Source organism: Enterobacter sp. ECC-249 (assembly GCF_043965265.1).
Classification (GTDB): domain Bacteria; phylum Pseudomonadota; class Gammaproteobacteria; order Enterobacterales; family Enterobacteriaceae; genus Enterobacter; species Enterobacter quasiroggenkampii.
Window position 1 is genome coordinate 1,251,082 of the sequence record NZ_CP143660.1, and the last position, 17,702, is coordinate 1,268,783.

Genomic DNA, 17,702 nt, shown 5'->3' on the forward strand with positions numbered 1-17,702 from the left:
GTAGGCCCGGTAAACGCGGCGCCACCGGGCATTCCGTGCTTTAGCGTTTTGAACCGTAATAGACTTCGTTCCAGCGCAGCGCGTCCTTGAAGGCGGGCAGGCGGGTATCGTTATCAATGACGGTCAGTTCGATATCGTGCAGCTCGGCGAACTGACGCATGTCGTTCAGATCCAGCGCGTGGCTGAAGACGGTATGGTGCGCGCCACCGGCCAGGATCCAGGCTTCTGACGCGGTCGGCAGGTCCGGCTGTGCTTTCCACAGGGCGTTGGCGACCGGCAGTTTCGGCAGAGAATGTGGCGTTTCAACCGCATCGACGCAGTTCACCAGCAGGCGGAAACGATCGCCCAGATCGATCAGGCTGGCGTTGATGGCCGGGCCAGTGCGGGTGTTGAAGATCAGACGCGCCGGATCGGCTTTGCCGCCGATGCCGAGGTACTGCACGTCGAGGATCGGTTTTTCCTCTACCGCGATGGAAGGACACACTTCCAGCATGTGCGAGCCGAGCACCAGGTCATTGCCGTTCTCGAAGTGATAGGTGTAGTCCTCCATAAAGGAGGTGCCGCCCTGCAGACCGGTCGACATCACCTTCATGATGCGAAGCAGAGCGGCAGTTTTCCAGTCGCCTTCGCCGGCAAAGCCGTAGCCCTGCTGCATCAGACGTTGTACCGCCAGGCCCGGCAGCTGTTTCAGACCGTGGAGGTCTTCAAAAGTGGTGGTAAAGGCGTGGAAACCGCCCTGTTGCAGGAAGCGCTTCATGCCCAGTTCGATGCGCGCCGCATCCAGCACGTTCTGACGCTTGTCGCCGTTGATCTGTGCCGCAGGCGTCAGGCGGTAGCTGCTTTCGTACTCGTCCACCAGCGCGCTTACGTCGCCATCGCTGATTTCATTCACCACCTGCACCAGGTCGCCCACGGCCCAGGTATTCACGGAGAAGCCGAACTTGATCTGCGCGGCCACTTTGTCGCCGTCGGTGACCGCCACTTCACGCATGTTGTCGCCGAAACGCACCACTTTCAGTTGGCGGGTATCCTGCTTCGAAACCGCCTGGCGCATCCAGGAGCCGATACGCTGTTGCGCCTTGCCATCCTGCCAGTGGCCAGTGACCACCGCGTGCTGCTGACGCATACGCGCGCCGATGAAGCCGAACTCGCGGCCGCCGTGTGCGGTCTGGTTCAGGTTCATAAAGTCCATGTCGATGCTGTCCCACGGCAGGGAGGCGTTGAACTGGGTATGGAACTGCAGCAGCGGTTTGTTGAGGATAGACAGGCCGTTGATCCACATTTTTGCCGGTGAGAAGGTGTGCAGCCACACCACCAGACCGGCGCATTTATCGTCGTAGTTCGCGTCGCGGCAGATATGGGTAATTTCGTCCGGCGTGGTGCCCAGCGGTTTCAGCACCAGCTTGCACGGCAGTTTGGCTTCCGCGTTCAGCGCGTTAACGACGTGCTCCGCGTGTTTCGTTACCTGCTGCAGCGCTTCCGGTCCGTACAGATGCTGGCTGCCAATCACAAACCACACTTCATAGTTATTAAAAATGGTCATCATCGTGTCCTTAATGGGTCAGGGTTGCCGTAGTGTCCGCGGTACTTTTGGCCGGGGCGGCGACAGGGAGATAGTGAAGTTCGGCGCTTTTTGCCCACTGCTGGTAGCGCTGATAAAGCTGTTCAAAGCGTTGTGCCTGCTGGACGCGCGGCTGGAGCGTGTTTTCGACGGCGCTCGCCATATGCTGCTGCGCGGTCGGAATGTCGGCGTGAACGCCCGCGGCGACGGCGGCGAAAATCGCCGCGCCCAGCGCGCAGCACTGATCGGAGGCCACAATCTGCAGCGGACGGTTCAGCACGTCGCAGCAGGCCTGCATGATCACCGGGTTTTTACGGGCGATGCCGCCCAGCGCCATCACGTTATTCACGTCGATGCCCTGGTCGGTGAAGCACTCCATAATGGCGCGGGCACCGAAGGCCGTTGCGGCAATCAGGCCGCCGAACAGCGCAGGAGCGTCGGTCGCCAGGTTGAGATCCGCGATCACCCCTTTCAGGCGCTGGTTGGCAAACGGCGTGCGGCGACCGTTAAACCAGTCCAGCACCACCGGGAGGTGATCGAGAGACGGATTTTTGGCCCAGGCTTCGGTGAGCTGCGGCAGAAGCTGCTTTTTGCTGTCAGCTATCTGGGTTTTCAGTTCAGGATGCGCCGCCGCCAGCTGGTCCAGCGGCCAGCCGAGCACGCGACCAAACCAGGCGTAGATATCGCCAAACGCGGACTGACCTGCCTCCAGACCGATGAAGTCCGGTACCACGCTGCCGTCAACCTGGCCGCAGATGCCTTTCACCGCGCGGTCGCCGACGGTGGCTTTATCCGCCGTCAGGATGTCGCAGGTGGAGGTCCCGATGACTTTGACCAGCGTGTTTGGCTGTGCGCCCGCGCCTACGGCGCCCATATGGCAGTCAAACGCGCCGCCGGAGATGGCCACGTTCTGCGGCAGACCGAGGCGCGTTGCCCACTCTTCACAGAGGGTACCGACGGGAACATCGGCGGTGAAGGTGTCGGTAAACAGCGGGTATGTCAGGCTTTTGTTGATAATCGGGTCAAGCTCATCGAAGAACGCGGCCGGAGGCAGGCCGCCCCAGCTTTCATGCCACAGGGATTTATGCCCTGCGCTGCAGCGGCCGCGGCGGATATCCTGCGGGCGGGTGGTGCCGGAGAGCAGGGCAGGCACCCAGTCGCACAGCTCAACCCATGACGCCGCTGCCTGTGCGACGGAGGCGTCGGCACGGGTGACGTGGAGGATCTTGGCCCAGAACCATTCGCTGGAATAAATCCCGCCGATGTAGCGCGAGTAGTCTGTCTTGCCGGGCTGATGGCACAGGCGGGTGATGGCTTCGGCCTCTTCCACTGCGGTGTGGTCTTTCCACAGCACGAACATGGCGTTCGGGTTGTCGGCGAACTCCGGGCGCAGCGCCAGCACGCGGCCTTCGAAATCCACAGGGGCAGGCGTGGAGCCAGTGCTGTCGACGCCAATCCCAACAATATCCGCCCGCTGGGCGTCGGTCAGTTCGGCCAGGACGGTTTTGATCGCCGCTTCCATCGACTCGATATAGTCACGCGGGTGGTGACGAAACTGGTTGTTCGGCGCATCACAGTAGCGCCCCTCTTGCCAGCGCGGATACCACTCAACGCTGGTTGCTATCTCCTGGCCGGACGTACAGTCCACTGCCAGCGCGCGAACCGAATCGCTGCCAAAATCGAGGCCAATCGCAATTGCCATGGTGTTGCTCCATCGAAAAAACAGGTATGGAAGAACATTAGAGACTGGGGACAAAAGCCGTCAGGCAGGATCCGCTAATCTTATGGACTAAATTGCTGTTACAACGGAAAGTGTGACGCCGTGCAAATATTCAATGTGGACATTTCTGCCGCACTTATAGACACTTTTGTTACTGCTTATCTGCCTGTTCTGGCGGAGAAATCAGGGGGAAAGGCTGAAACATGGCGGACGTAAAAGCGGCGTGATGCTTTTTGGATCTTTTCGCGGGCCATTTTTAACCTGCTTATAGTGATATGGACAATTGGTTTCCTTCAGGACCCTTGGGAGAACTGAATCTATGGCCGAAACGCAAAACGATCCCCTGCTGCCGGGATACTCGTTTAACGCGCACCTTGTGGCGGGACTGACCCCTATCGAGGCTGAGGGATATCTCGACTTTTACGTCGACCGACCGCTCGGGATGAAAGGATATATCCTCAACCTGACCGTGCGAGGGGAAGGGATCATAAAGAACGGCGACCAGCAGTTCGTCTGCCGCCCGGGAGATATCCTGCTCTTCCCGCCTGGGGAGATCCACCACTATGGCCGTCATCCGGATGCCAAAGAGTGGTATCACCAGTGGGTCTATTTCCGTCCACGCGCCTACTGGCAGGAGTGGCTTTCCTGGCCGGCGATTTTTGCGCACACCGGTTTTTATCGCCCGGATGAGGTTCATCTGGCGCAGTTTCGCGAGCTTTTTGCGCAGATTATTGAGGCGGGACAGGCCGGAGGTCGCTACGCTGAACTGCTGGCGATTAACCTGCTTGAACAGCTGCTGCTGCGACGGATGGAGGCGATTAACGAGTCGCTTAACCCGCCGCTGGATAACCGCGTGCGCGACGCCTGCCAGTACATCAGCGACCACCTGGCCGATAGCCAGTTTGATATCGCCAGCGTTGCCCAGCACGTCTGCCTGTCGCCGTCGCGGCTGTCGCATCTGTTCCGCCAGCAGCTGGGCGTCAGCGTATTAAGCTGGCGCGAGGATCAGCGGATCAGCCAGGCGAAGCTGCTGCTCAGCACCACCAGGATGCCGATCGCCACCGTGGGGCGCAACGTGGGCTTTGAGGATCAGCTCTATTTCTCCCGCGTATTTAAAAAATGTACCGGTGCCAGCCCGAGTGAATTCCGCGCGGGATGTGAATAAACGGTAAAAAAAGATAAACAAACAGGTGAATGCGGGAAGCAACCTGTAAACTATTCAGACAATTGTTGCCTTGACGCGGTGCGGGGCGCTAAGCAGAATCGCTGATTCGTTTTCTGACCGGAATAGTTATGCAGGCATTGCTGGAACACTTTATTACCCAGTCCGTTATGTACTCGCTCATCGCCGTGGCGCTGGTGGCGTTTCTGGAATCGCTGGCGCTCGTCGGGTTAATCCTGCCCGGTACCGTGATGATGGCGGGGCTTGGGGCCCTGATTGGCAGCGGTGAGGTCAATTTCTGGCAGGCGTGGCTGGCGGGAATTATCGGCTGCCTGCTCGGCGACTGGATCTCCTTCTGGCTGGGCTGGCGCTTTAAGAAGCCGCTGCACCGCTGGTCGTTCATGAAAAAGAACAAAGCTTTGCTGGATAAGACCGAGCATGCGCTGCACCAGCACAGCATGTTTACTATCCTCGTCGGCCGCTTCGTAGGGCCAACGCGTCCGCTGGTGCCGATGGTGGCCGGGATGCTGGATCTGCCCGTTGCGAAATTCGTGGTGCCAAACATTATCGGCTGCGTCTTCTGGCCGCCGTTCTACTTCCTGCCGGGGATCCTCGCGGGTGCTGCCATTGATATTCCTGACGGTATGCAAAGCGGTGAGTTTAAGTGGCTGCTGCTGGGCACGGCGCTGCTGCTGTGGCTGGCGGCATGGCTCTGCTGGCGGCTATGGCGCAGCGCGAAAGCCAGTGTCGATCGCCTGACGCGCTATCTCCCGCGCACTCGCCTGCTCTGGCTGGCCCCGCTGACGCTCGGCGTGGCGGTGGTTGCTCTGGTCGCGCTGATTCGTCACCCGCTGATGCCGGTGTACGGTGAGATCCTGTTGAAGGTGGTAAGTCGTTAAGGTGTTTTCCCTCTCCCTGTGGGCTGAGAAATCCCCAGTAATTTTTTAACCGGAAGCGATAAATGTGGTATCAGGAAAATGAATGGCTTACAGCGATGCCCTGGTCCGGCTGTAAATCGCCGAAGCGTTTCCGTAAGGCCGGGGCGAGGCGCAGGGATGCGCCGAGAGGGCGTGGCCTGCAGGGATGCAGGCTCATGCCCGACCCGATAGCCTGAAGGAATAAGCTGAGGACAAAATTGCCGGGAGCAATTTTGGACAGCGCATGCGCTGGACCTTAAAGGGTGAGCCCCAGGGATGGGGCGAGCAATCCGCGAAGCGGCGATTTACCGCCGGGAGCCAGGGTCGCCAGGGCGGCGGCGATTGAGCCGCACTGGCACGTTCACCGGTACAGGAATCACAGAGTAGCAAGGAACATAAAGTGAACGGAATGACCTCCACAGCCGTATGTTCCCCCTCACCCCAGCCCTCTCCCTCAAGGGAGAGGGGGTCGTCCGTGCAGGCATTATTTTGTGGGAAACCCTCTCCCTGTGGGAGAGGGCCAGGGTGAGGGCATCAGACCGCACGAATCCCCAACAAAGAAGACGCCCCCGCTTGACCACTGAGCAGCTCTTCCGTCTTCCCATCCCACGCAATTCGCCCTTCGGCAACGACTACCGATCGCGGCGCAATCCGTGCAGCATCCTCAATACTGTGCGAAACCATCAGCATCGTCAGCTGCTGGCGCTGACAGACCTCCTGCACCAGGGCCAGCATCTCCTGACGCAGCGCGGGATCGAGCGCCGAGAACGGCTCATCCAGCAGCAGTATCGGCTGTTCGCGCACCAGACAACGCGCCAGCGCCACGCGCTGACGCTGGCCGCCGGAAAGCTCGCCCGGCAGCCTGTCGATAAACCCGGTGATCCCCATCTGCGCGGCAATGACCTCCAGCTTATGGCGCTGGTCATCGTTCAGCCTGAGTCCCGGGTGCATTCCCAGCGCGATGTTTTGCCGCACCGTCAGGTGGGTAAACAGGTTGTTTTCCTGAAACAGCATTGAAACCGGACGTTTTGCGGGCGGCGTGTGGGTATGATCCCGGTTATCTATGACGATCGATCCGCTTGCCGGTTGCAGAAAACCCGCAACCAGATTAAGCAGCGTGCTTTTTCCCGCACCGCTTGGGCCAAGCACGGCGAGCATCTCTCCCTGGCGCACGGAGAGCGTGAAGCGCATCGGCAGATGCTGATAAAGCCAGGTTACATCAGTCAGTTTTAACATCACGCCCCGGAAGTTTCTCGATAACGGTAAATAAGGCAAAGCACAGCAGCAGCAGTAACAGCGCGGTGACCGCACCGTCCTGACTGCGGTAAGAGCCGATTTGCTGATAGAGCCAGTATGGCAGCGTGCGGAAATCGTCATTGCCGAACAGCGCCACGACGCCAAAGTCTCCAATAGAGAGCACGCAGGCAAACGCCAGCGCCTGAGCCAGGGGACGCTTTAGCGCGCGCAGTTCGACCACCTTCAGCCGCTGCCAGCCCTGCATGCCCAGCGACTGGCACAGCAAACCGTAGCGGCTGTTGACGTCGCGCATCGGGTTTTCCAGCACCTTGAGCGCATAAGGGATGGCCATTAAGGCGTTGGTAAAGATCACAATGCCGTCGGCGCTTTCCGGCAGGCCGATGGTGCTGTTAAACAGTAAAAAGAAGCCCGTTGCCAGCACGATCCCCGGCATTGCCAGAATCAGCATGCCCGTCAGCTCCAGCATTTGTCCGGCTTTTTGCGCCCGGCGGGCGAAAAGCTCACGGCTGCTCCACAGCAGCATCATGGTCAGGATGACACACAGTAATCCTGCCGCCAGCGCGATACGCAGCGAGGTCCAGGTGGCCTGCCAGAGGACGGGCTGTTGCAGGACTGACATGAGATTGAGGTTCAGTCCGTCAACGATAACGGCCATCAGCGGCGGCAGCAGTAGCAGAAGCGCCAGCGCGATCAGGATAAAATCGCTGACGCGGCTGTGCAGGCTGTCCTGCGGATCGCGCCAGCCGGTTATTTGATGACTGCCAGCGGGAATGGCTTTACTCAGCCGCTGGCTCAACAGCACCAGCGCAAGACAGCACGCCATCTGGACTATCGCCAGCAGCGCGGCGCGGCCGGGATCGTAGTCGTAACTCAGCGCCTGGTAAATCGCCAGCTCAATGGTAGTGGCCTGCGGCCCGCCGCCGAGCGACAGCACGGTGGCAAAGCTGGCAAAGCAGAGCATGAAGATTAATGCCGCCACGGGCGGGAGCTGGCGGCGCAGCCACGGCCATTCGACAAAGCGGAAGAACGACGCGCCGCGCATGCCGAGCTGGGCGGCAACCTGACGCTGTTCGCCGGGAATGTTCTCCAGCGCCTGCAAAAAGAGGCGCGTTGCCATCGGCATATTGAAAAAGACGTGCGCCAGCAGGATGCCCTGCAGTCCGTAAGGCGAGAATGACCATTCCAGACCAAGCTGGCCGAACAGCGATGCCAGCCAGCCCTGGCGACCGTAAACGCTCAGAATGCCAAATACCGCTACCAGCACGGGCAGGATCAGCGTCATGGCGCACAGGCGCAGCAGGGCCTGCCTGCCGGGGAAACGCCGCCGATACAGCGCGCGTGCAAGAAAAATAGCCGGGAGCACCGACATCAGGGCAGAGAGAAACGCCTGCCAGAAAGAGAAGCGAATGACGTGCCATAGGTAGCTATCGTACCAGAGGGCGAGCAGGTCGCTCTCTGGCGCGTTAAACCACAATGCAAGAAAAGCCCCCAGGCTGACTACCACCATCAGTACGGCGGCGAGCAGCCCGGGCAATAACCAGCCGGGAATTAACGGCTGACGGCGCGTTGCCATTCACTTACCCATGCGGCACGCTGCGCGGCGACCTGTTGCGGCGTAAACTCCAGCGAGGTTTTCGGTTTGGTCAACTGTTCAAAACCTGCAGGCAGCGCAACGTTAGTGACCGGATACATCCAGTTGCCTGCGGGAATCGCGTTCTGGAATGCCGGTGAAACCATAAATTTAAGGAACTTCTCGGCCAGCTCGGGCTGTTTGCTGGCAGCGGTACGCGCGGCCACTTCCACCTGCAGATAGTGCCCTTCCGCAAAATCTGCGGCAGCATAGTTATCTTTCTTCTCGGCGATAATGTGGTAGGCCGGGGAGGTGGTGTAGCTCAGCACCAGGTCGCTTTCGCCTTTGAGGAACAGGCCATAGGCTTCGCTCCAGCCTTTGGTCACGGTGACGGTTTTGGCGGCCAGCTTCTGCCACGCTTCCGGCGCTTTATCCCCGTAGACCTTTTGCATCCACAGCAGCAGACCCAGGCCCGGCGTGCTGGTCCGCGGATCTTCATAAATCACGCGCCACTTCTGGTCGCTTTCCACCAGCTCTTTCAGGCTCTTCGGCGGGTTTTTCAGCTTGTTTTTGTCGTAAACAAAAGCAAAGTAGCCATAGTCGAACGGCACAAAAGTGTCGTTTTTCCAGCCGCCCGGCACGTTAACGGCATCTGCCGCTACGCCGCTTTTGGCAAAGAGTTTGGTTTGCGAGGCGGCTTCCAGCAGGTTGTTATCCAGTCCGAGCACCACGTCGGCTTTGCTGTTTTTTCCCTCCATGCGCAGGCGGTTGAGCAGCGAAACGCCATCTTCCAGCGCCACGAACTTCAGCTCGCAGTTGCAGTCAGCTTCAAAGGCTTTTTTGACCACCGGGCCAGGGCCCCAGTCGGCGGAGAACGAATCGTAGGTGTAGACCGTCAGGACGGGTTTGGCAAAAGCAGGCAGCGCGAACAGCGCCAGCAGGGGGAGAACTTTTTTTAACACTTTGCACCTCAGGGTTGAGTGGCAAAGGATTTTGAGCGACAGCCTCAAATCCCTTCGCCGGCGTTATCCGGATCAGGTTCGACGGGTATTATCTCAGCGCACATCTGTGATGCAGCACCCCGTTGAGAACGGCGCTATTGTAATGATTTGGTGAATATTACGAAAGCGTTATGGCTCCGGCGGCGCAAACCAGGCGGATTTAAAATCAAACCAGCCCAGGGTGTTCATCCGCAAGCCGCGCATGCTGCGCTGGCCCTGGATCATCAGCCAGTGGTGGATCAGCGGGACGATTGCCTGCTCGGCCAGCAGCTGCTGGCACCAAACGGCAAGATTCATCTCGCCCGCACGCCACAGGGCGGCATCCTGCTGCCAGTCCCGGTCGATGCAGTGCTGGATCAGCGGGACTTCATACAGGTGTGAGAATAATGAAAAATCGAGCGGCAGGGTGAAGTTGGCGCTGTTCAGCCAGATATCGCTGGTAAGCTCACCCTGATGCCATTCGTCATAGTCCACTTCCCTGACCTCTAACTTGACCCCCTCGGCTGCCAGCAGTCGGGTCATGATCCGCGCGATAAAACGATGCTCAACATGCTCGCGGTAGTAGGTCAGGGTGATGGACTCCAGCCCCGCGGGTTTGTCGCAGCGCGTTGGGCGGGCGTGGTGCCAGCGCGGAAGCAGGCCGTACGCCGGGAACCAGTATGTCTGGTATTGCTCTTCCGCATGGTAGATAAGATTGGAAGGAGACAGCACGTGGCTGATCCACTTGCGGACGGCCGGGTTTGCCCCACGGTGGGGGCGGCGGTCAAAGAGGAGATAGTAGCAGCCCTCCTCCAGGCGGCTCTCCACGGCCTTTTCTCCGGTGGTAGGGCCTTCAAGCGTCAGTCCGCAGCTCAGGTCTTCATTGAGATCCGGCAATACCCACACGTTCACTTCGTCGATCAGCGCCCGATAGCCAAAGTAGTCATCGAACGCGCGGATTTTCAGCTGGTTGCTGTTATTGCGGGAGACGGAGTAGGGCCCGGTGCCAATCGGCAGGCTGGCAAAATTGTTCATCGATTCCCAGTCGCCGGGCAAAATCATCGACGGCACATAGCCCAGCAGCCAGGGAAGCCACTTGTCCTGCTGCGACAGTTCAATATCCAGCGTCCAGGCCGTGGGGGAGTGGACGCGGGAGATATGGGAGTAGAGCGGGAGCTTGCGGGCGCGTTCCAGAGAGGCGATGACGTCGTGCATTTCCAGCTCGCGACCGTGGTGAAAGTGGATGCCGGGGCGTAAGAAAAAGCGCCAGTGGCGCGGGGAAAGCTGCTGCCAGTGGTGCGCGATATCCGCTTCCAGTTCCCCGTTTTCCTCATTTATCCGCGTCAGGCCGCTGAAGATTTGTCGGGCCATATGGGTTTCTGAGCGGCGTAAAGCTGTGCCGGGTAACAGATTTTTCATCGGACGATAGTAGAGCACCCGCAGGATGTGTCGGCCCTGACGAAAACTGCGTCCGAGATGGGAAACCAGCATCTGGCGCACGGCGGCCTTGTCGCCCACCAGCTGGACCAGCTGATCGATGCGGTCCTGCTCCAGCAGATCTTCTGCGCGCTGCTGCTGTAGCGCCAGCCCGGTATAGAGAAAGGTCAGTCGCGAGCGTTTGCCGCGTCCCGCCTCTGCTTCCCAGCTTAACCAACCCTGCTGCTGCATGGTGTTCAGCAACGTGCGCATATGGCGGCGGGAACAGCTAAGCAAGTCAGCCAGCTCGTTGAGCGTGGTCTCCTGCGATTGCCCCTCGCAGCACTGCCAGAGGCGGATAAACTGTTGTTGCAGACGGCCGGAAGGCATAAAAGGGGAACTCCTGACAAAAAACCAGCAATTTATTTATCCCTATATTAGGCCAATAATTCTCCTCGATGAAGTGAGGAGGTAAATTATGAAGAGGTCTACCGCACGTCAGTTTTATCAGCAGTACTTTTCAGCGACAAAGGGATCGTCCTGGCTGGCCCGCCGGTGTGCAGAGCAACGGCTGAAAACGTTAGAAGAATTGATGCAGTGGGACGTTACGAAACCGACCTCTTCCCGCTAACTCGCCTCGATCATGTGTGACTGAGTATTGGTGCTTATCACCCGCCAGCAAAATGTTTTTGCTGGCTTTTTTCGTTTACTATTCACCCAATTTTGATTCGCTTTCACAAGGACTTGCGCATGCTGTGGTTGATGACGATGGGGCGACGCCTGAACGGCGTGTATGCCGCTTTTATGCTGGTGGCCTTTATGATGGGCGTGGCGGGGGCGCTGCAGGCGCCGACGCTGAGCCTGTTTCTCAGCCGCGAGGTGGGGGCGCAGCCGTTTTGGGTCGGCCTGTTTTATACCGTCAACGCCATCGCCGGGATTCTGGTCAGCCTCGCGCTGGCGAAACGATCGGACAGCCAGGGCGATCGCCGCAGGCTGATCCTCTTTTGCTGCGCCATGGCCGTGGGCAACGCGCTGCTCTTTGCCTTTAACCGCCACTACCTGACGCTCATTACCTGTGGCGTGCTGCTGGCGTCGCTGGCGAACACCGCTATGCCGCAGCTGTTCGCGCTGGCCCGGGAATATGCGGATAGCTCGGCGCGGGAAGTGGTGATGTTCAGCTCGGTGATGCGTGCCCAGCTCTCGCTGGCGTGGGTCATTGGCCCGCCGCTGGCCTTTATGCTGGCGTTGAACTACGGCTTTACCACTATGTTCTCCATTGCCGCCGGGATATTTGTCATCAGCCTGGTATTGATTGCCTTCGCGCTGCCGTCCGTGGCGCGCGTCGAACAGACACCGGATAAACCTCTCACCCAGGTGAGCGGCTGGCAGGACAAAAACGTCCGCATGCTGTTTATTGCCTCCACGCTGATGTGGACCTGCAACACCATGTACATCATCGATATGCCGCTGTGGATCAGCAGCGATCTGGGCTTACCGGACAAGCTCGCCGGGATCTTAATGGGAACCGCTGCCGGGCTGGAAATTCCGGCGATGATTCTGGCGGGATATTACGTAAAGCGTTTCGGTAAACGCAAAATGATGGTGGTTGCGGTTGCTGCCGGGGTGTTGTTTTATCTTGGGCTGATCTTATTCCACTCGCGCGAAGCGCTACTGGCGCTGCAGCTGTTCAATGCCGTGTTCATTGGGATCGTCGCCGGAATCGGCATGCTCTGGTTTCAGGATCTGATGCCCGGACGCGCGGGATCGGCTACGACGCTCTTTACGAACAGTATTTCAACCGGCGTGATTCTTGCCGGTGTGATCCAGGGCGCGCTGGCGCAAAGCTATGGGCATGCTTCTGTTTACTGGGTGATTGCGGCGATATCCGTTGTGACGCTCCTGCTGACCTGCCGGGTAAAAGACGTCTGATTCTGGAAGACGGCTTCACAAAATGGAACGACATTCTGACAGAGCTCGCGAAGGGGAATAGAGTGCGTGGCGGGTGCTTGAGGCTGTTTGCCTCAGGCTTTCGCAAGAGGCAAACAGTGGAGAGTCCCACATCAAAAGATTGATGGGGAGATCAACTTCACAACCCACATTGCGAGGTTAGTCTCTTCATTGCCGAAAAGCAATAAGGAGGCTGGAATGCCAAAACGTACTCTGCTGTTAGGTTTGTTTCTGATCTGTACGACGTTGTTGATCTTCACCTGGATGGTCCGTGATTCGTTATGTGAATTGCATTTCAGACAGGAGAAAACAGAAATGGCGGCAGTGTTGGCTTACGAAGCGAAACGTTAGCGGTATGGGCGGGGAAAATTCCCCGCCTCTCCAGAGTGGTTGAGCCTCAACGCACCCTTATCAATGGCCCGCGCTTCGCGGGCCATTGCCTTTAGCCCATAAACGCAGGCTGTTTGTTCTCGTACGCTGAGATGGCGTCTTCGTGCTGCAGCGTCAGGCCAATGCTGTCCAGACCGTTCAGCATGCAGTGGCGGCGGAACGCATCAATGCTGAAGCTGTAGGTCTTATCCCCGGCTTTCACCACTTCCGCTTCCAGATCCACTTCAAACGACATGCCCGGATTCGCCTTAACCAGCGCGAACAATTCGTCGACCTGCTCATCGCTCAGCGTTACCGGCAGAAGCTGGTTGTTGAAGCTGTTGCCGTAGAAGATATCCGCGAAACTCGGGGCAATGACCACCTTAAAGCCGTAGTCGGTCAACGCCCATGGCGCATGCTCACGCGACGAGCCGCAGCCAAAGTTTTCCCGCGCCAGCAAAATGGAGGCACCTTTGTATTCCGGGAAGTTCAGAACGAATTCCGGATTAGGCACTTCACCCTTATCGTCCAGGAATCGCCAGTCGTTGAACAGATGAGCGCCGAAACCGGTACGCGTCACCTTCTGCAGAAACTGTTTCGGAATAATAGCGTCAGTATCGACGTTAGCGGCGTCCAGCGGGACAACCCGGCCCGTATGTTGGGTAAATTTCTCTGCCATGATTGTCTCCTTATTTCAGGCTGCGAATGTCGGCGAAATGGCCGGTGACTGCCGCAGCGGCGGCCATTGCCGGGCTGACCAGATGGGTGCGCCCACCGCGGCCCTGACGGCCTTCAAAGTTACGGTTGCTGGTGGAGGCACAGCGCTCACCCGGATTCAGGCGATCGTTGTTCATGGCCAGACACATGGAACAGCCCGGCAGACGCCACTCGAAGCCTGCTTCTATAAAGATCTTATCCAGACCTTCGGCTTCCGCTTGGGCTTTCACCGGACCGGAGCCTGGAACCACCAGCGCCTGTACGCCCGGCGCGACTTTACGGCCTTTGGCGATCTCAGCCGCCGCCCGCAAATCTTCGATACGGGAGTTGGTGCAGGAGCCGATAAACACTTTATCAATGGTCACGTCGGTCAACGGCACGCCGGGCTTCAGCCCCATATAGGCCAGCGCTTTTTCCGCACTGGCGCGCTCGACCGGATCGGCGAAGGAGGCAGGATCGGGAATGGCGTCATTGACGGAAATCACCTGCCCCGGGTTGGTGCCCCAGGTCACCTGAGGGGCAATATCTTCTGCCTGCAGCGTGACAACGGTATCAAACGTTGCCCCGTCGTCGGTTTTCAGGGTTTTCCAGTAGGCTACCGCGTCGTCAAAATCCTGCCCTTTCGGCGCGTGCAGACGGCCCTTCACATAGTTAAAGGTCGTTTCATCTGGCGCGACCAGCCCGGCTTTGGCACCCATCTCAATGGCCATGTTGCACAGGGTCATGCGACCCTCCATGCTCAGCGCCTGGATGGCTTCACCGCAGAATTCAACAACGTGGCCGGTACCGCCTGCGCTGCCGGTTTTACCGATAATCGCCAGCACGATATCTTTCGCGGTAATGCCAGGTGCAGCTTTGCCCTTCACTTCAATCTTCATCGTTTTGGCGCGGCCCTGCTTCAGGGTCTGCGTCGCCAGAACGTGTTCAACTTCAGAGGTGCCAATCCCGAACGCCAGGGCGCCAAACGCGCCGTGTGTTGCGGTATGGGAGTCGCCGCAGACGATGGTCATGCCCGGCAGGGTAATCCCTTGCTCAGGCCCCATCACGTGGACGATGCCCTGATAAGGGTGGTTCAGGTCGTACAGCTCAACGCCAAATTCATTGCAGTTCTTAATCAGCTCCTGCATCTGGATGCGCGCCATCTCACCCGAGGCGTTAATGTCTTTGGTCTGGGTGGAAACGTTGTGATCCATCGTCGCGAAGGTTTTACCCGGCTGACGTACCGGACGCTTGTGCGCGCGCAGGCCGTCAAATGCCTGAGGTGAGGTCACTTCGTGTACCAGATGACGATCGATGTACAGCAGCGGGGTTTCGTTTGGTGCCTCGTAAACAACGTGCGCATCAAACAACTTTTCATATAACGTCTTGGCCATGATTACACCCCTTCAGCGACATAGCGGGCAATAATGTCGCCCATTTCATCGGTACTGACTGCCGCCGTGCCGCGTGCTAAATCGCCGGTACGGACGCCTTCTTCTAACGCCCGGTTAATGGCGTTCTCAATTGCGGTTGCCGCATCGCCTGCATCCAGGCTGTAGCGCAGCAGCAGGGCCAGGGAGAGGATCTGCGCAATCGGGTTGGCAATGTTCTTGCCGGCGATATCCGGCGCGGAGCCGCCCGCAGGCTCGTACAGGCCAAAGCCTTCTTCATTCAGGCTTGCGGATGGCAGCATCCCCATGGAGCCGGTGATCATCGCACACTCGTCAGAGAGAATATCGCCGAACAGGTTGGAGCACAGCAGGACGTCAAACTGGGACGGATCCTTAATCAGCTGCATGGTCGCGTTGTCGATGTACATGTGCGACAGCTCAACGTCCGGGTACTGTTTAGCGACTTCGCTGACGATCTCGCGCCACAAAATAGAAGACTGCAGCACGTTCGCTTTATCAATAGAGGTCACCTTATGGCGACGTTTGCGCGCCGACTCAAACGCAATATGGGCGATACGTTCGATTTCGAAACGGTGATATACCTCGGTGTCGAACGCTTTCTCGTGTTGACCGCTGCCTTCGCGCCCCTTTGGCTGACCGAAATAGATTCCTCCGGTCAGTTCACGCACGCACAGAATGTCGAAACCGTTGGCGGCGATATCCGCGCGCAGCGGGCAGAACTCTTCCAGACCCTGATACAGCTTCGCCGGACGCAGGTTGCTGAACAGTTTGAAATGTTTACGCAGCGGCAGCAGCGCACCGCGCTCTGGCTGCTCTGCTGGCGGCAGGTGTTCCCATTTTGGACCACCGACGGAACCGAACAGCACGGCATCGGCATTTTCACAGCCTTCCACGGTCGCTTTTGGCAGTGGCGTACCGTGGTTATCAATCGCAATACCGCCCACATCGTAGTGGCTGGTGGTGATTTTCATCGCAAAACGCGCGCGAACGGCTTCCAGTACTTTCAGCGCCTGTGCCATCACTTCCGGACCAATACCGTCGCCCGGTAACACAGCAATATGGTAATTCTTCGACATTACACGGTTTCCTTGTTGTTCTCTTTATTCTGAGCTTTGCGTTGCAACTCTTTTTCGACTTCGGCGGCGCGCCAGATGTTGTTCAGCACATGCACCATCGCTTTTGCGGAGGATTCAACGATATCGGTCGCCAGGCCCACGCCATGGAAGCGGCGGCCATTGTGGGTAACAACAATGTCAACCTGACCCAGTGCGTCTTTGCCGTGGCCTTTGGCCGTCAGGTCATACTTCACCAGCTCAACGTCGTACTCTGTGACGCGGTTAATCGCCTGGTAGATGGCATCGACAGGGCCGTTACCGTTCGCGGCCTCTGCTTTAATTTCATCACCGCAGGCCAGTTTGACCGAGGCAGTGGCGATGTTGCTGGAGCCGGACTGCACGTTGAAGTAATCCAGACGGAAGTGCTCTGGCTCTTCCTGCTGCTTGTTAATAAAGGCCAGCGCTTCCAGGTCATAGTCGAACACCTGACCTTTTTTGTCGGCCAGTTTCAGGAACGCGTCATACAGCTGATCCATGTTGTAATCACTGTCCTTGTAACCCATCTCTTCCATACGGTGCTTAACCGCCGCGCGGCCGGAACGGGAGGTCAGGTTCAGCTGCACCTGATTCAGGCCGATGGATTCCGGGGTCATGATTTCGTAGTTTTCACGGTTCTTCAGGACACCATCCTGGTGAATACCGGAGGAGTGTGCGAAAGCGCCAGTCCCGACAATCGCTTTGTTAGCCGGAATGGGCATGTTGCAAATCTGGCTGACGGTCTGGCTGGTGCGCCAGATTTCGTTGTGATTAATGCGTGTGTGTACGTCCATGATGTCTTTGCGCACTTTGATCGCCATGATCACTTCTTCCAGCGAACAGTTGCCCGCGCGTTCGCCGATACCGTTCATCGCGCCTTCTACCTGGCGCGCCCCGGCGTGGACGGCGGCGATTGCGTTGCCCACGGCCAGACCCAAATCATCGTGGGTGTGGACGGAAATAATTGCCTTATCAATATTCGGTACGCGGTCATACAGGCCGGTGATGATGTTGGAAAACTCAAACGGCATGGTGTAGCCAACGGTGTCCGGGATATTGATGGTTTTCGCGCCCGCGTTGATGGCGGCTTCCACAACGCGCGCCAGGTCTTCGATTGGCGTACGACCCGCATCTTCACAGGAGAATTCGACGTCATCGGTATAGTTGCGTGCACGCTTAACCATGTAGACCGCGCGCTCAATCACCTCATCCAGCGTGCTGCGCAGCTTGGTTGCGATGTGCATGGGCGAGGTTGCAATAAAGGTGTGGATACGGAACGCTTCGGCGACTTTCAATGACTCGGCGGCAACGTCGATGTCTTTCTCTACGCAGCGCGCCAGGGCACACACGCGGCTGTTTTTGATCGTGCGAGCGATAGTCTGGACGGATTCGAAATCACCCGGAGAAGAGACCGGGAAACCGACCTCCATCACGTCGACACCCATACGTTCGAGAGCCAGCGCGATCTGCAGTTTCTCTTTTACACTCAGGCTTGCCTGTAATGCCTGTTCACCGTCACGTAAAGTAGTATCGAAAATAATGACTTGCTGGCTCATGGGTTAGGTCCTTGTCAGTCTTAGGGCGCCTTGCTACGAGCATAAAAA

Annotated in this window: 15 protein-coding genes and 1 riboswitch; of the genes, 5 read left to right on the forward strand and 10 right to left on the reverse strand. The window is 58.1% G+C overall.

The genetic code is table 11. The features are described from left to right. Nucleotides 1–40: 40 nt before the first annotated feature. On the reverse strand, nucleotides 41–1,543 hold the full coding sequence (gene araA, locus V1587_RS06035; protein ID WP_395314587.1) for an L-arabinose isomerase: 1,503 nt from the start codon (nucleotides 1,541–1,543) through the stop codon (nucleotides 41–43). Nucleotides 1,544–1,553: 10 nt separating this feature from the next. Further along, complete coding sequence (gene araB, locus V1587_RS06040) at nucleotides 1,554–3,263, reverse strand: ribulokinase (RefSeq protein ID WP_371899515.1); 1,710 nt, start codon at nucleotides 3,261–3,263, stop codon at nucleotides 1,554–1,556. A 337-nt stretch (nucleotides 3,264–3,600) separates the two neighbouring features. Here araB and araC point away from each other — a divergent pair, with 337 nt between their 5' ends. Continuing rightward, complete coding sequence (gene araC / locus V1587_RS06045) at nucleotides 3,601–4,446, forward strand: arabinose operon transcriptional regulator AraC (protein ID WP_023310373.1); 846 nt, start codon at nucleotides 3,601–3,603, stop codon at nucleotides 4,444–4,446. 128 nt (nucleotides 4,447–4,574) lie between these two features. Further along, nucleotides 4,575–5,342: a DedA family protein gene (locus V1587_RS06050; RefSeq protein ID WP_045327682.1), complete on the forward strand. Its 768-nt coding sequence runs from the start codon at nucleotides 4,575–4,577 to the stop codon at nucleotides 5,340–5,342. A gap of 552 nt (nucleotides 5,343–5,894) precedes the next feature. Here V1587_RS06050 and thiQ read toward each other — a convergent pair. The 4 genes from thiQ to sgrR all read right to left on the reverse strand — a co-directional run bounded on the left by thiQ (nucleotide 5,895) and on the right by sgrR (nucleotide 10,973). Further along, the gene (thiQ, locus tag V1587_RS06055) at nucleotides 5,895–6,596 is read right to left on the reverse strand and encodes a thiamine ABC transporter ATP-binding protein ThiQ (RefSeq protein WP_371899290.1); all 702 of its coding nucleotides are present in this window, start codon (nucleotides 6,594–6,596) and stop codon (nucleotides 5,895–5,897) included. Next, nucleotides 6,580–8,190 carry a thiamine/thiamine pyrophosphate ABC transporter permease ThiP gene (gene thiP / locus V1587_RS06060; protein ID WP_395314533.1) on the reverse strand — a complete coding sequence of 537 codons (1,611 nt, stop codon included), beginning with the start codon at nucleotides 8,188–8,190 and terminating at the stop codon, nucleotides 6,580–6,582. Before thiP ends, thiQ begins: the two co-directional genes overlap by 17 nt. Beyond that, entirely contained in the window at nucleotides 8,166–9,149 is a 984-nt protein-coding gene (thiB, locus tag V1587_RS06065) for a thiamine ABC transporter substrate binding subunit (RefSeq protein WP_069303662.1), read from the reverse strand. Before thiB ends, thiP begins: the two co-directional genes overlap by 25 nt. 31 nt (nucleotides 9,150–9,180) lie before the next feature. Continuing rightward, nucleotides 9,181–9,281: riboswitch (TPP riboswitch) on the reverse strand. A gap of 36 nt (nucleotides 9,282–9,317) precedes the next feature. Then, entirely contained in the window at nucleotides 9,318–10,973 is a 1,656-nt protein-coding gene (sgrR, locus tag V1587_RS06070; RefSeq protein ID WP_371899288.1) for an HTH-type transcriptional regulator SgrR, read from the reverse strand. 88 nt (nucleotides 10,974–11,061) lie between these two features. On the opposite strand from sgrR, the gene sgrT reads away from it, so the two are divergent. The 3 genes from sgrT (at nucleotide 11,062) to V1587_RS06085 (ending at nucleotide 12,881) form a co-directional block, all read left to right on the forward strand. After that, nucleotides 11,062–11,214, forward strand: coding sequence for a glucose uptake inhibitor SgrT (gene sgrT, locus V1587_RS06075; RefSeq protein ID WP_371899287.1), 153 nt, complete (start codon nucleotides 11,062–11,064; stop codon nucleotides 11,212–11,214). A gap of 119 nt (nucleotides 11,215–11,333) precedes the next feature. After that, nucleotides 11,334–12,512, forward strand: coding sequence for a sugar efflux transporter (locus V1587_RS06080; RefSeq protein ID WP_371899286.1), 1,179 nt, complete (start codon nucleotides 11,334–11,336; stop codon nucleotides 12,510–12,512). A 216-nt stretch (nucleotides 12,513–12,728) separates the two neighbouring features. Continuing rightward, nucleotides 12,729–12,881: a Hok/Gef family protein gene (locus V1587_RS06085; protein WP_045907789.1), complete on the forward strand. Its 153-nt coding sequence runs from the start codon at nucleotides 12,729–12,731 to the stop codon at nucleotides 12,879–12,881. Between the two features lie 91 nt (nucleotides 12,882–12,972). Here the strand turns inward: V1587_RS06085 and leuD are convergent, their stop codons facing one another. Genes leuD through leuA form a run of 4 tightly spaced genes read right to left on the reverse strand, consistent with a single transcriptional unit; the run spans nucleotide 12,973 to nucleotide 17,654 of the window. Beyond that, on the reverse strand, nucleotides 12,973–13,578 hold the full coding sequence (gene leuD, locus V1587_RS06090) for a 3-isopropylmalate dehydratase small subunit (RefSeq protein WP_371899285.1): 606 nt from the start codon (nucleotides 13,576–13,578) through the stop codon (nucleotides 12,973–12,975). Between the two features lie 10 nt (nucleotides 13,579–13,588). Continuing rightward, entirely contained in the window at nucleotides 13,589–14,989 is a 1,401-nt protein-coding gene (leuC, locus tag V1587_RS06095; RefSeq protein WP_371899284.1) for a 3-isopropylmalate dehydratase large subunit, read from the reverse strand. Between the two features lie 2 nt (nucleotides 14,990–14,991). Next, the gene (gene leuB, locus V1587_RS06100) at nucleotides 14,992–16,083 is read right to left on the reverse strand and encodes a 3-isopropylmalate dehydrogenase (RefSeq protein WP_089599190.1); all 1,092 of its coding nucleotides are present in this window, start codon (nucleotides 16,081–16,083) and stop codon (nucleotides 14,992–14,994) included. Continuing rightward, nucleotides 16,083–17,654, reverse strand: coding sequence for a 2-isopropylmalate synthase (gene leuA, locus V1587_RS06105; RefSeq protein WP_024907451.1), 1,572 nt, complete (start codon nucleotides 17,652–17,654; stop codon nucleotides 16,083–16,085). Before leuA ends, leuB begins: the two co-directional genes overlap by 1 nt. Nucleotides 17,655–17,702: the final 48 nt, after the last annotated feature.

Bases quoted from the DNA above. Each gene is read 5' to 3' on its own strand.
- araA (WP_395314587.1), bottom strand. From the start codon at position 1,543: ATGACCATTTTTAATAACTATGAAGTGTGGTTTGTGATTGGCAGCCAG.
- araB (WP_371899515.1), bottom strand. From the start codon at position 3,263: ATGGCAATTGCGATTGGCCTCGATTTTGGCAGCGATTCGGTTCGCGCG.
- araC (WP_023310373.1), top strand. From the start codon at position 3,601: ATGGCCGAAACGCAAAACGATCCCCTGCTGCCGGGATACTCGTTTAAC.
- V1587_RS06050 (WP_045327682.1), top strand. From the start codon at position 4,575: ATGCAGGCATTGCTGGAACACTTTATTACCCAGTCCGTTATGTACTCG.
- thiQ (WP_371899290.1), bottom strand. From the start codon at position 6,596: ATGTTAAAACTGACTGATGTAACCTGGCTTTATCAGCATCTGCCGATG.
- thiP (WP_395314533.1), bottom strand. From the start codon at position 8,190: ATGGCAACGCGCCGTCAGCCGTTAATTCCCGGCTGGTTATTGCCCGGG.
- sgrR (WP_371899288.1), bottom strand. From the start codon at position 10,973: ATGCCTTCCGGCCGTCTGCAACAACAGTTTATCCGCCTCTGGCAGTGC.
- sgrT (WP_371899287.1), top strand. From the start codon at position 11,062: ATGAAGAGGTCTACCGCACGTCAGTTTTATCAGCAGTACTTTTCAGCG.
- V1587_RS06080 (WP_371899286.1), top strand. From the start codon at position 11,334: ATGCTGTGGTTGATGACGATGGGGCGACGCCTGAACGGCGTGTATGCC.
- V1587_RS06085 (WP_045907789.1), top strand. From the start codon at position 12,729: ATGCCAAAACGTACTCTGCTGTTAGGTTTGTTTCTGATCTGTACGACG.
- leuD (WP_371899285.1), bottom strand. From the start codon at position 13,578: ATGGCAGAGAAATTTACCCAACATACGGGCCGGGTTGTCCCGCTGGAC.
- leuC (WP_371899284.1), bottom strand. From the start codon at position 14,989: ATGGCCAAGACGTTATATGAAAAGTTGTTTGATGCGCACGTTGTTTAC.
- leuB (WP_089599190.1), bottom strand. From the start codon at position 16,083: ATGTCGAAGAATTACCATATTGCTGTGTTACCGGGCGACGGTATTGGT.
- leuA (WP_024907451.1), bottom strand. From the start codon at position 17,654: ATGAGCCAGCAAGTCATTATTTTCGATACTACTTTACGTGACGGTGAA.